Here is a 12,594-nt window from a genome sequence, read left to right as displayed (position 1 = left end):
TTGCTGCACCGTAATGCCTTCCGCAGGCTGTCGGAGCGCTCATGAACGAGCAGTTGACCGTACCGCAGCTGCTGGAGATCCACATGATGCATCAAGATCGCTTCAACGTTAGTCCCGGCTTCCGCAATCCCGGCTTTTTACTACAACTGGTCGATCGGCCGCTGCTGGAGGGTTTTGTCGGCAGCGACGATGCCTCCACTCTCGTGCGCCAAGCCGCGCTCTACTGGCACGGACTGGCGCGGGCGGTGGCGTTCCGTGATGGCAATGCAGCTACAGCAATCCATGCCATGATGACATTCCTGCTACTGAACGGAATCGAACTGGATGTTCCGGAGGATGAGCTGGTAGAAGCCGCGATTCTATGCGTCTCCTGGAAGATGGACCTGGAGGAATGCGAGGAATGGATTCGCCGCTATCTTCGTTAGGAATTAATCCTATTTAGCTTGCGTGTCAATCTATGGACAATCCCCCACCTTAACCTTATGATAGATGAGATTCTTCCATAATCACGTTTATTCGGGTGCCCTGAGCAGCATGCTCTCGGCTTAATAGGGAAGTCCGGTTCAAGTCCGGCGCGGTCCCGCCACTGTACGAGTGTAGTTCCCTGCATCAGCCACTGTCCGATTCGGATGGGAAGGCGCAGGAGGACGTTGACGCTTAAGCCAGGAGACCTGCCCCAATAATCTCTCGTCAGGCCTCCCGGGGGGTGGAAGCCTGACGCAGCGCCCCAGCAGAATGCTGCCGAATGCCACTTGTCCTAGATGTAGAGACCGGAGTGATTTCCAAATCCCGAATCTCTTCGCCTGCCGGGCGGATTGGCATCCGCTAGCCTTTGCCCGCACACTCGCTCATCGGCTACCGTGACTCGCTGGACTGCTTGCCCGATCGGCTTCCAGTTCAGTACCCGTCTCCACCAGGCGAACACAATTCGCCCCATGGAATCCGATTCCGCGACTGCATCGTCTCACGCGAGACGCCGCTGGGGCGCTTGGACTGTTATACTTACGCCGCCCTTTTAGGCGGCTTTTTTTATTCCCGGGAAGTCCGTGTGCTGCGCGCTCTCCCTCCCCCTCCCTGCAGCCAATTAATAATTAAGAAAGAGGGTTGATTCTGTTGAAAGCTTTATTTAATCGCGCTGCACTGGCCGTCCTGCTTGCCGTAGCTCTAATCATGTCCGCCATTCCAGCGGCACCAGCCTCAGCGGCTGTAGACACAACCACTGCGTTGAAGAAGGCAGGGGCCGCGCTGCTCCAAAGCGGCATCACCTCCGACTGGGACGCCATTGCCGCCTCCCAAGCCGGATACGAACTTCCTGCTTCTTACCTTTCCAAGCTCCAGACAACCATGCAAAAGGAAGTCCCGACCTTCCGCGACGTGACGGACTTCGAACGTCTGTCGATGGCGGTAACCGCTGCTGGCCAGGATGCGAGCTCCTATGGGGGCATCAACCTGATCGAGCGCATTTATAACAGCGATCGCATGCTGAACCAGGGTGTCAACGGCCCGATCTACGCTTTGCTGGCGCTGGATTATGGCAATTATGACGTACCCGCTTCCGCCAAGTGGACCCGTGACAAGCTCGTCGCCGAAGTGCTGAAAAAGCAGTCCGCCGACGGCAGCTTCGCCTTCACAGGCGAGAAAAACGGCAACCCGGATCTGACCGGCTCCGCCTTGACCGCTCTTGCACCTTACTTCGGACAAGCCGAAGTTAAACTGGCCGGCGAGCGTACCGTCGCTTGGATCAAGTCCCAACAGGACAAGGATGGCGGGTTCACCAGCTACGGCCAGTCTAGCAGCGAGAGCATCGCGCAGATCATCATCGGGCTGGCCTCAGCCGGTTATGATCCTCTAGGCGAAGCCTTTACACCGAAAGGCAAAAGCATGCTCGACAAGCTGATGACGTTCCGCAATACCGACGGCAGCTTCTCCCACTCGCTGCCTCTCGCAGCGAACGCCTATGGCACCTACCAATCCGTGCAGGCGCTCGCCGCCTACGAGAAGTACAAAGCTGGCTCCGGCCGCCTTTACAGCAAGCCCGCACCATCCGTAGCCGTGACAGTGGAAGGCCCTGAGTCCACGCTGGGCTCCGGCGTGACTCGCGCTGTCTACGCGCTTGACGCGCTGACACAGGTCGGCGCAGATAAAAAACTTGCCGTCGATGTGAAAGAAATGTCCTTCGGCAAGTATGTTAATGCCATTAACGGCATCGCTGGGGGCAAATACGGCGGCTACGACGGCTGGATGTTCGCCGTGGAGCGCAAAGGCGCCTGGATCAACCCATCCGTCGGCATGGGCGACTTTAAGCTGGAAGCCGGCGACCGCCTAGTCGTGTTCTACGGCGACAGCACGAAGCTCATCAGCTCCGTGCAGGTGAGCCCTCGCCAGCCGCGTGACAATGAAACATTTACCGTTCAGGTGAATCAACAAGAATGGGATTTCAAAGCCAATGAGTTCGCTGTAACGCCCGCTGCGGGCGTCGCCGTCCAGGCCGGCGGTGTCACCGTCACCACAGACGCATACGGCAAAGCCCAATTCCAGCCGCTGTCCGCAGGGGGCTACGATCTGGCCGTGACCGGCTACAGCTCGTCCAAAGCTCCATCCGTGCTGAAGCATTCCGTCAAGCTTACAGTCGGCTCGACCAGCGTCAAGTTCTCGGATGAAAAGAGCATCGCACCATGGGCAATTGAAGCCGTCAAAAATGGCTATGCCTCCGGACTAATTAGCGGTATCGGCGGCAGCCAGCCCGCTTTTGCGCCAAAGCAGGAGCTGACTCGCGCCCAGTTCGCGGCGCTGGCAGTCCGTCTGCTCGGCCTGGATGAGGCCGGCGCTCCGGCAGCAGCCGCTTCCTTCACCGATGTGAAGGCGGGCAGCTGGTATGAAGGCGCGGTACGCGTCGCTTCCGCTCACGGCATCATCTCCGGCGTCGGCGGTGGCAAGTTCCAGCCGGACGCTGCGGTGAGCCGCCAGGATATGGCGGTTATTTTCGCCCGCGCCCTCAAGCTTGATCCCTCTGTAACGGAAGCTCCGTACATCAAAGATCTTGGCGCAGCTTCCCCTTATGCCGTGACTTCCATTATCGCTGTGCATGGCAGCGAGTTCATGGTCGGTGACGCAGCCGGCAAGTTTAATCCAAAGGCAGCTGTGAGCCGCGAGATGGCTGCCGTTGCCATCGTCAACGTATACGAGCATCTTTCCAACCAGCGCTAAGCTGAGTTTCCGCAGCAACTCCTTCATCCTTCTCGAAGTGGCAGTTTCCACAGCATCTCCTTCATCCTTTCCAGGGTGAAGGAGTTTTTTTCGTTCGGCAGCTCGTCCGTCGTCTCCCATTTGTTTGTAAATGCCTTTAGTGGGCTTTACAATGAAAGGAGCATTTTTCATCCATCATCTGGCATGCCAGCCCCGGAACGTCCGGAGGCTCGGAAGGAGAGTATACGTACCCGTGTATGACCTGCAACCAAGCAGGGCCAAGCGCTTCTGGCTGAGCCCCTTTGTCCTTTTCACCTTGACGATGATCTTCAAAATGTACCTCGCCGCCTACGTAATCGACGGGGGAGAAAATCCCTTGCTGACGCTGGTGACGGGACTGCCGACCGTCTGGGCCGCCTTCTTCCTCATTGAGCTGTTCGCCCGCAAGCGCAAAATAATGGGTTATCTTATCGTGAATCTGGCATTCACGGCGATTTATTTTGCCGTCATCATGTACTACAAATACTTTGGCATCATTGTCACTTATCATGCGCTCAGCCAGGTCGGCCAGGTAACCGAGGTCAAGGGCAGCGTCTTCCAATTGCTGCATCCGTACTTCATGCTGATTTTCGTTGATATCGTGCTATGTTGGATTCTGCTCGGCTTCAACAAGCGGCTGCGCAGCGACTGGCGGAAAATCGCTAACCGCAGGTTAATGAGCTGGCGAGTCGCTCTACCCGGCTTTATTTTGATGGCCGCCGCCTGCTTTGCCGTTATTTGGCCGAACCGCAACATTGCCAATGAGCTGGTGCAGACCGAGCGTATGGGCATCGTCAACTACGAGATATTCCTGATCGCAACAAGCGGCAATGAAAGCTTCGTACCGTTGGCGTCAGTGACGCAGAAGGAAATCGACCGGCTGAAGGGGCTTCAGCCGGGGACAGGCCAACCGGCCAAGTTCGGAGCAGCAGAGGGACGGAATATTATCGTTGTGCAGTTGGAAGCTTTTCAGAACTTTATTTTGAACAAAACCGTCGACGGCCAAGAGATCACACCCAACCTCAACAAGCTGATCGGCCAGAGCATGTACTTCCCCCGCTTCTACCAGCAGGCGGGCTCTGGCAACACCTCCGACGCCGAGTTCCTAATGAACACTTCGCTCTACGTGCCGCTCCGGGTACCCGCGTCCCAAGCCTATTCCGGCAAGTCACTGCCGTCGCTGCCCAAGCTGGTGGAGACCAAGGGCTACGAGACGATGACATTCCATACAAATGATGTCTCGTTCTGGAACCGTAAGGAGCTGTACCGAGCGCTAGGATTTAACCGATATTATGATACGAATTTCTTCGGAGATGAGGATGTCATTGCATTCGGAGCGTCGGATGAGGTGCTGTATCGCAAAAGCGTTCAAGAGATGGCAGAGGTTCGGCAGGAGACAGGAAAACCGTTCTATTCCATGCTGATCTCGATGTCCGCTCACCATCCGTACAACATAAAAGAAAGCAAAGTGAAGCTGAAGCTTTCGGATAAATACAAGGATAGCTTTGTCGGGGACTATATGCGCGCGCAGAACTACGCCGATTATGCCCTGGGACAGCTGATTCAAGAGCTGAAGGACGCCAAGCTGTGGGAAAACAGCATGCTCGTCATCTATGGCGATCATATGGGTCTGCCTATCTACTCGCTGAACGACCGGGATCTGCAGCTGCTGGAGGAGTTGGTCGGGCAGAAGTACGATTCCTCGCAAATGCTTAATATTCCGCTCATTGTGACCGCGCCTGGTGCACTGGAGCCATCAGTGGAATCGACGGTCGGCGGACAGAGCGATATTATGCCGACAATTGCCAATCTGATAGGCTCCAAGCTGGATGACCAGCTGCATTTTGGGCAGGATCTGCTGAACGAGCGCAGCAATTTGCTGCCAGAGCGATATTATCTGCCTTCAGGCTCATTCATCAACGACCGGGAGATTTTCATCCCGGGTACTGGTTATGCCGACGGCAAACGTATAGAGCTGCCGTCTAGCGCCGATGATAGCGCGGATGGCGGGCCTGGGAGCGCGACGCAGGAGCAGTTCGACCGCGCGCTGAAGCTGCTGCGCATGTCGGACAGCTACGTGCGCTCGCTACCGTCGACGGACAAAGACCCCGCCCCATCAAGCGGGGCGGATGTTTCCGGCAAGTAAATGGGCGCCGCTTGCACTAGCACCATATCTCTAACGCTGCGGTGGCACAGCCTAGCACTGCTCCACCTTACACAGGGTTCGCTCCTCCGGCGGCTCGCTGTTGATACAACCCAACGACGAAACCCAAAAAGGCATTCGGAAAGCGAAATCGCTTTCCGAATGCCTTTTTCTGATCGGCGCGGAACTTATACCGGCTGGCGTTGAGAATACCTTTGACGCCACGATATAAACTGTGAAGTTCAACTTGTTAGACTCGCGCAGCCAGAGGCTGCTACCTGAAGCTGTAGCTCAGCAGCGTGACGCCTGTTAGGGCGTCCACGACGATATTCGCCTCGCTGAGCAAGCCGTTGCCCGGCGGTGCCAGCTTAGGCGGCTGTTGCCCGTGTAGGCCGTCTTTAACCTTAACATCCTTGAACGTCACGATATAGACTGGTGTGCGGTTCAACTTGCCGGACTCCCGCAACCGGGGGTTAGCGGCAAGCGCTTCGGGCGAGAAGTTGCGGAACTCATTGCTCGTAATGAAACGATAGTCGCAGCTCACGGAGGAAGCGGAGTCTTCCAGTTTCGGGTAGATCCAGCTCGCGTTACGAATCGCTTGTTTCTTGGCAATCCGACTTAGTCCGGGCGGCGGCGGGGGAACGAAATGTTCCACATCCGCCCCCTCCAAAAAGAGGCCAAGCCGGCTCAAAAGAGTGTTCTCTTCCTGAGAGGGAACGGAAACTGGAGGATCGACGGCTTCACTTGACATATTGCCGCCACTATTGCTGCTAATGTTGTTGCCTCCGCTGTAGCTACTGTTGCCGCTGCTTTGGTTAAAATACCAGCCAGCACTGCCCAGCAGCAAGCCGACCACCATTAAGCAAAGCCCTAGTAGTTTTGGTCCTGTCCGCATCCCCGCCGCCCCCTGTCCGCTGGAGTTTAATACAAGTTGTCCGCATGCAGGTGAGGTCGAATGACGTTAACCCGTTCCTTATACCCGCCGTCCCTTTTAAACTATAGACGAATGTCAGCCGTTATGGGTTGCACCCTATTTAGATACCCTACAAGTCCTTGCGCTGAAACCGCCATGCACCAATCCCAAACGCCACTAGCGTATAGAGCAAGGCATACCACAGAAAAGCAGGCGCCGGAGCGGCTCCCACACCAAACAACATGAGCATACCGCCGGTATTATCACCAACGAGCTCTGTGATGCCAGAGATGTTGAATAATCGATCCAGCATCATCCGCTGCAGCCCGTCTGCGGGCATCGCCAGCGACAACAAACCGGAGATGTTGGACAATGAGTCTCCTCCGATACCAGCGCGACCTTCCTGCAGGGATACAAATTGCGACGAAAGCTTTTCAATCATGCCGCCGAGCCACCCTCCGCCATACAGCATCGTCATAAATACGCCGTTACCGATACCGGAGAAAAAGGTAGAGCCCAGCATCGACAACGTGACCAGCAGGGGCACAACGGAGGCAAACAGCAAATAAGCGACAACCAGAGTCATGGGATCTCGGGGAACCCCCGCATGGATATCGCCAATGATCAAAATGGCTGCAAATAGCATAAGCGCGTACAGCATGCCGAAGCTGACATAACCGAGCCATCGGCCGACATACCATTTCCAACGTGGCATTGGCCGAGGCATAAGCGCCTGCATGACACCAAGCTCAGCTTCCCCGGAGATGACCGAGGAGGCACTGAATATAGCCAGAAACGCGACGACAAACGCCCCAAAAAAGAAGCCAAGGCTCAGGATCATCATTCCTCTGGCGAACATCTCGATGGCGAACATCGGATCACTCTCTGACAGACCATAATCGCGGACCTCGTTGCCGAGCGTTGATGCGATGAACCAGAACGCAATCAGAAAAACGATCGTCATGAGCGCCGTCAGCAGGGCGACGCGTTTGCGGAGAAGCTCTTTCCAAGTCATGCTCCAAATGATGCTCATAACTTCTCCCCCCTGTGACTCTTGCCGGCAAGCTCGGTAACGAACCACTCCTCCAGCTTCGTTCGTGATTTCGTACTCTCGTACAGCGTCGCCCCTTGGCCGATCAGCAGACTGTGCAGCCACCCTGCCTGCTCCTCCGATTCCAGCTGGGCTTCCAGTACCGCCGAGCCATCCGACTCTGCCGCTACAACCCGCAGCTCCAGTCCCGTCTCTACGCGCAGCCAGTCGAGCAACGCTGGCGCGAAGCCGCCAATCCGCAGCTTCCAGACTGGACGCTGCTGCAGCACATCCGAGACGAGGCCCTGCTGCAGCACAGTTCCGTTGTTCAGCAGAGCGACCCGATCACATAGCGACTCCACATCCTCCATCAAATGCGAATTAAGAAAAATCGTCTTACCTTGAGCCTTCAGCTCATGGAGCAGTTGGCGGACCTCACTGCGCCCGATGGGGTCCATCGCCGAAGATGGCTCGTCCAGAAACAGAATGCGCGGATCGCCGACGAGCGCACAGGCTAGGCCGAGCCTCTGCTGCATGCCTTTGGAATAGTTTTTCACCCGGTCGCGGGAACGCAGACCGATTCCGACCCGCTCCAGCAGTTCCGGTACGCGCCGATTCGTTTCGTCCCGGCCGAGTCCAACAAGCTTGGCATGAAGCCTCACGACCTCTTCACCGGTCAGCCATTCCTGATAGCGATACAGCTCGGGCAGGTAGCCGAGCATACGGCGTGCGGCAACAGTTCCAGCAGGTTCGCCAAACAGCGAAGCCCGACCTTCCGTAGGGAAGATCAGGCCGACAAGCATTTTGACAAAAGTACTCTTGCCCGCGCCGTTTGGGCCGAGGAAGCCAAAGGCTTCCCCTTCCCTGACGCTGATATGGACGTCGCTGCAGCCGCGCCCGTTGGAGTAACGCTTCGTCAGCGCTTCGGTATGAATGGCATTCACGCGCCGACCAGCTCCTGGAGCTTGCTGCGGAATTCGTTCGCTACCTGCTCTTTGTTCAGATCCGGTTGCTCCTTAGCGTTAACGTAAAGCGAAACTTGCGTCAGAACGCCGTTCTTTACCCAGGTCGCTTCCTTAACGTAATTGTCGTTATCACCATAGTTACGCTCTGATACGATGACAAACGTACCACCGATCTGCAATCGCTCGGACTTGCTGTCCTCGTTCGTTGGAACGGGAAGCGGCAATTGCCCATTCGTCAGCAGCATGCTGTTTTGGAGGCTATCCTTCAGAGGCCCAGGTAGCAGCGGAAAATTCACCACCGCATCAACCGCATCTTCAAGGCCGACGGAGGAATCCATTTCCACCGAAGGCGCTTTCTGTTGGGTAATGTTAAGGTTCATTCCATTTGCATCTGCATTGAACCAGACCGACGGTTCAATTTTCAGCGTCAAATTTTTGCCGTCCACACTTTCCGGCATCAGCTTTTTGGCGCCAAGCTGTTTCATCGTTTTATTAATCTCACCGACATTTAGCTTAAGCTGGAGGGACCTGCCTCCATCTCCATAGAAGTTTTTCTGAGGTCCGGTGACAGACTCCGGTAAAAGCTCGAAGCCAGCCATTTTCGCCGCTTGTTTCTGATCAAGTTTGTCACTGGTTGACACGCCGGTCTCAATCTTGAACTCGCCGAAACGGCTCACAGCTTCCTCCGAAACTCCTTCCGTGAACACGCTGTTGAACAGCACCTGCAAATCGGACTCGCGTACCTCCGTCACCTGCTCCATGCGGAACTGGCCGAGAATAGCAGCCAGCGCTTTGTTGCCTAGAGGCGTCGCCACAGCCGTCACGACGACGAGTGCTGCAGCAGCTCCCGCAACCCAGCCCCGCGCCCGGCCACTCATGCGGCGCTTGCGCGGCTTGGCAGCTGCAACCTGTTGCAAGCCATTCGCCGTACCTTCGTTCTGGACTGAAGCCAGCTTCTCGTTATTGTTCATTGTAATATTCCCCTCTCGATTGCTTTCTCTGCCTTGCTCCATCTGATTTATCATTCTGCTCTCATCATCGAATTGTTCCAGCTTCGCCCAAGCCGGAGATGGCTGCTCTTCACCGAGCGTCATCATAAGCCGCTCCCAAGCTTTGTCCGTACGGGCGACCTCTTCCGCGCTCTGTAATTGATGTCCGCTTGCTTCTGCTTCGTCCAGCGTCCGCTTTGGATTTTTTTGATGGTCTGTCATGCGCATGTCCTCCCTTTCCCTCATTAGTGAAACTCCGCACGTACCCTATAATCCGGCTCGGGGGACAACTCCCGGAGCTCCCCATTGGAGCCACTGGGCCTTCCGCTGGACTCCCTGCCTAACTTTCCGCTGGGTTTCCCACCTGGATGCCTGCCGCCTCCCGTATCGCTTTCCCCGGCAAGCCTTCGCAGCCGCTCCGTTGCTCTCGAAAGAAGTGTACCGACCACAGGAGGCCGTATGTTTAACTCCGCTGCAATCTCCGTATAGCTGTAACCGGAGTAGCGAAGCAGTAGTGCTTTACGATCCCGCTCGTCGAGTCCATCCAGCCACAGCCGGACCTCTTCCTGATCCAGCTGACGCATCAGCTCATCCTCACCCGAGGGAGCAGCACTTCCATCCCTTGGCAGCTCCTGCCCCTGACGCTCCGTGAGCTTGCGCTCCCGAGCTGCTTTTTGCATATAATCATAGGCGAGCCGAGTTGCTACACGATGCAGCCACGCACCAGGCGCGTCCAGATTGTCTGGAGGCTGCCGATATAATTTCAGGAAAGTTTCCTGTGCCAAGTCCTCCGCTACTGCCGCATCGCGTACAAGAGCGGTCAGCTTGCGGAGCACGCCTGTATAATAGTCGTAAAATAGTTGTTTATAGAGCTTTGGCTCCGGAATCCCCAAAGTCTGTTCCTCCTTCTTTCGTGCTGCAGCTAATCTATAGACGGGCGAATGCTCGCGATTGTATCAGTTATTCGAAAAAACATTGAAATTCCTTTTATTTCCTTTAACTAACTACTTCTGGCTGACCTCCCTGCTTTTTGACAAGGCATGAAGCCCCCTTCATAATGTACACTAGCGTTTAGAGCTTTGAACTTGTTATATTCGTTAAATAGGTTATACGTCTACGAAGACAGTAAATTTGCATTTATCCGTACAATTGAATTTTACCGGAAAGGAAGAATTAACTTGCAGCAGAGCCGATTAACCCGACTGCTTTCCAGCCGGCCTTTTCTGTTTTTCTCCATTGTCATGTTGTTCAAAAGCATGCTAACCTGGTTCGTCGTTTTTGATGACGGTCCTTCCTGGGCCATTCTAATTACCGAGCTGCCCTTCGCCTGGCTGATTTTCGGCCTTATTGAGATGTTCGCGAGCAAGCGCAAATTAATTTATTATGTCATTGCAGATGCTGCACTAACTGGCATTCTGTTCTCCGTCTTCATGTATCATAAATATTACGGGGTTATCGCTACCTGGCAGGCGCTTCAACAGGTCAATCAGGTGACAGCCGTCAGCAATAGTGTTTTCTCGCTGATGGATCCCTATTATACGTTGATCTTTTTGGATATCATCGTCATTACGTACCTTCTGATCCGTCGCCGCAAAGAGCTGCTTAAGCCAGTGCGCATCCAGCGCCCTGAACGCAGCCGTCGCAATGTGGCTTTTGCAGGTGTTGTCGTACTTTCTTTTTCGCTGAGCCTGTTCAATATTCTGCCCAACCGCGCCAGCATGAACGAGCATACAAAAGCCGAGGATATGGGTATCCTCAACTATGAAGCTTATGCTCTGCTGGATGCAGGCATCGAGGAGGATCTGCTTGATCCGGAAGAGGTGACTCAGGATCGTATCGATGAGCTCAAAGGAGTTCAGCAGCCATCTACACCTGCTTACTTCGGATCAGCCAAGGGCAAAAACGTTATCATCGTACAGATGGAATCGTTCCAAAACTTCCTAATTGGCCTGGAAATGGATGGCCAGGAAGTAACGCCGAACCTGAACAAACTGGCTCGTGAGAGTCTTTATTTCGACAACTTCTATCAGATGGTCGGCCAAGGAAACACTTCGGATGCTGAGTTTGTCGTCAACACCTCCTTCTACGTTCCCGAAAAAGGAGCTGCTGCGAAGACCTATTTCTACAAAAACGTCCCGAGCCTTCCCAAGCTACTGAAGCAGCAAGGCGGCTACGAGTCGGCTACCTTCCACACAAATGTAGTGGACTTCTGGAATCGTCGCGAGCTGTATAAAGCGGTTGGCTTTGATACTTTTTATGATCAAAAGTACTTCGGCAAGGATAATAGCGTTTACTTCGGTTCAGACGACGAGGTGCTCTATGCCAAGACGCTTGATAAGCTTAAGGAAATGGATTCGAGCGCCAATCCTTTCTATGCTCAGGTCATATCCATGACCGCCCATCATCCTTTCACGCTCACGCCGGAAACGCCGGAGCTCAAGAAGCTTCCGCTCCCTGAAAAGTATGAGGATAACTCTGTCGGTGACTACCTCCGCGCTCAGAATTATGCAGACTACGCGTTTGGTCAATTCGTGGAGGGCCTCAAGGGGGCCGGACTTTGGGAGGATACCCTGCTAGTCGTATATGGCGATCACCAGGGAATGCCGCTCTACTCGCTGGACACCAAGGAGAAAGAGTTGATGCAGGATATTTCCGGCCGCGAGTACGACTTTTCGGAAATGACCAACGTACCGCTTATCATGTCGCTCCCAGGCGTGACGGAAAGCCGGACGATTAGCACTTTGAGCGGTCAGGTGGATGTTTTGCCGACTGTCGCCAATCTTACTGGAGCGTCCTTGAACGACCAAATCCACTTCGGTCAGGATCTGCTCAACTCAGGCGAGGAGAACATCATCCCGCAGCGTTACTATCTCCCTTCCGGCTCGTTCTTGAACGGCAGCTCGCTGTATATTCCGGGCGTCGGATACGAGGACGGTACACGCTACAGCCTGCATAAGGATCAGCCGGCTAATGGCTCCTCGGAAGACGAGTACAATCGCGCGCTTGAGCTGCTACGCTTGTCTGACAGCTACATGACGGCGCTGCCGGAGCATGGAGGAGCACTGCCTAAGGAGCAAGCGGCGAAGTAGAGCGAGGGGCTGGCTGCTGGGCGCTGACCTACGGAGCAAGCAGCAGCGAAGTAGGGTAGGAGCAGACTGTAGGTCGCTGACCTGCGAAGCACGCGGCGAAGCAGGCGCAGGTCTGGGTGCTGGGTGCTGGGTGCTGGGTGCTGGGTGCTGGGTGCTGGGTGCTGGGTGCTGGGTGCTGGGTGCTGGGTGCTGGCCTACGGAGCAAGCTCCAAGCTCCAACTGCGGTAAAGGCCCGCTTAG

10 protein-coding genes and 1 riboswitch are annotated in these 12,594 nt (G+C 55.1%); of the genes, 4 read left to right on the top strand and 6 right to left on the bottom strand.

What is annotated here, in order from left to right; genetic code table 11:
• Window positions 1–41: 41 nt before the first annotated feature.
• Window positions 42–425, top strand: coding sequence for a type II toxin-antitoxin system death-on-curing family toxin (locus CGZ75_RS18890; RefSeq protein WP_089525747.1), 384 nt, complete (start codon window positions 42–44; stop codon window positions 423–425).
• 76 nt (window positions 426–501) lie between these two features.
• Window positions 502–693: riboswitch (cobalamin riboswitch) on the top strand.
• Between the two features lie 64 nt (window positions 694–757).
• On the opposite strand, the gene CGZ75_RS24740 is transcribed toward CGZ75_RS18890, so the two are convergent.
• Window positions 758–937: a hypothetical protein gene (locus CGZ75_RS24740; protein ID WP_141136822.1), complete on the bottom strand. Its 180-nt coding sequence runs from the start codon at window positions 935–937 to the stop codon at window positions 758–760.
• Window positions 938–1,113: 176 nt separating this feature from the next.
• Here CGZ75_RS24740 and CGZ75_RS18885 point away from each other — a divergent pair, with 176 nt between their 5' ends.
• Together CGZ75_RS18885 and CGZ75_RS18880 are read left to right on the top strand one after the other, a co-directional pair.
• A complete protein-coding gene (locus CGZ75_RS18885) occupies window positions 1,114–3,207 on the top strand; it encodes an S-layer homology domain-containing protein (RefSeq protein ID WP_089525746.1) in 2,094 nt (697 codons plus the stop codon).
• A 232-nt stretch (window positions 3,208–3,439) separates the two neighbouring features.
• A complete protein-coding gene (locus CGZ75_RS18880) occupies window positions 3,440–5,371 on the top strand; it encodes an LTA synthase family protein (RefSeq protein ID WP_342745694.1) in 1,932 nt (643 codons plus the stop codon).
• A gap of 271 nt (window positions 5,372–5,642) precedes the next feature.
• Here CGZ75_RS18880 and CGZ75_RS18875 read toward each other — a convergent pair whose 3' ends face one another.
• The 5 genes from CGZ75_RS18875 to CGZ75_RS18855 form a co-directional block, all read right to left on the bottom strand.
• Window positions 5,643–6,263 carry a hypothetical protein gene (locus tag CGZ75_RS18875; RefSeq protein WP_089525744.1) on the bottom strand — a complete coding sequence of 207 codons (621 nt, stop codon included), beginning with the start codon at window positions 6,261–6,263 and terminating at the stop codon, window positions 5,643–5,645.
• Between the two features lie 148 nt (window positions 6,264–6,411).
• Complete coding sequence (locus CGZ75_RS18870; protein ID WP_089525743.1) at window positions 6,412–7,314, bottom strand: ABC transporter permease subunit; 903 nt, start codon at window positions 7,312–7,314, stop codon at window positions 6,412–6,414.
• Window positions 7,311–8,255: an ABC transporter ATP-binding protein gene (locus tag CGZ75_RS18865; RefSeq protein WP_089525742.1), complete on the bottom strand. Its 945-nt coding sequence runs from the start codon at window positions 8,253–8,255 to the stop codon at window positions 7,311–7,313. The genes CGZ75_RS18870 and CGZ75_RS18865 overlap by 4 nt, the downstream gene beginning before the upstream one ends.
• A complete protein-coding gene (locus CGZ75_RS18860; RefSeq protein ID WP_089525741.1) occupies window positions 8,252–9,487 on the bottom strand; it encodes a hypothetical protein in 1,236 nt (411 codons plus the stop codon). Before CGZ75_RS18860 ends, CGZ75_RS18865 begins: the two co-directional genes overlap by 4 nt.
• Window positions 9,488–9,510: 23 nt before the next feature.
• Window positions 9,511–10,158: a sigma-70 family RNA polymerase sigma factor gene (locus CGZ75_RS18855; protein ID WP_089525740.1), complete on the bottom strand. Its 648-nt coding sequence runs from the start codon at window positions 10,156–10,158 to the stop codon at window positions 9,511–9,513.
• 285 nt (window positions 10,159–10,443) lie between these two features.
• Between CGZ75_RS18855 and CGZ75_RS18850 the strand changes: the two genes are divergently transcribed.
• On the top strand, window positions 10,444–12,354 hold the full coding sequence (locus tag CGZ75_RS18850) for an LTA synthase family protein (RefSeq protein WP_342745693.1): 1,911 nt from the start codon (window positions 10,444–10,446) through the stop codon (window positions 12,352–12,354).
• Window positions 12,355–12,594: the final 240 nt, after the last annotated feature.

This window comes from Paenibacillus herberti (assembly GCF_002233675.1).
GTDB classification, from domain to species: Bacteria; Bacillota; Bacilli; order Paenibacillales; family Paenibacillaceae; genus Paenibacillus_O; species Paenibacillus_O herberti.
The sequence above is the reverse complement of the archived record's forward strand: the minus strand, read 5'-3'. Positions and strand labels throughout refer to the sequence as shown.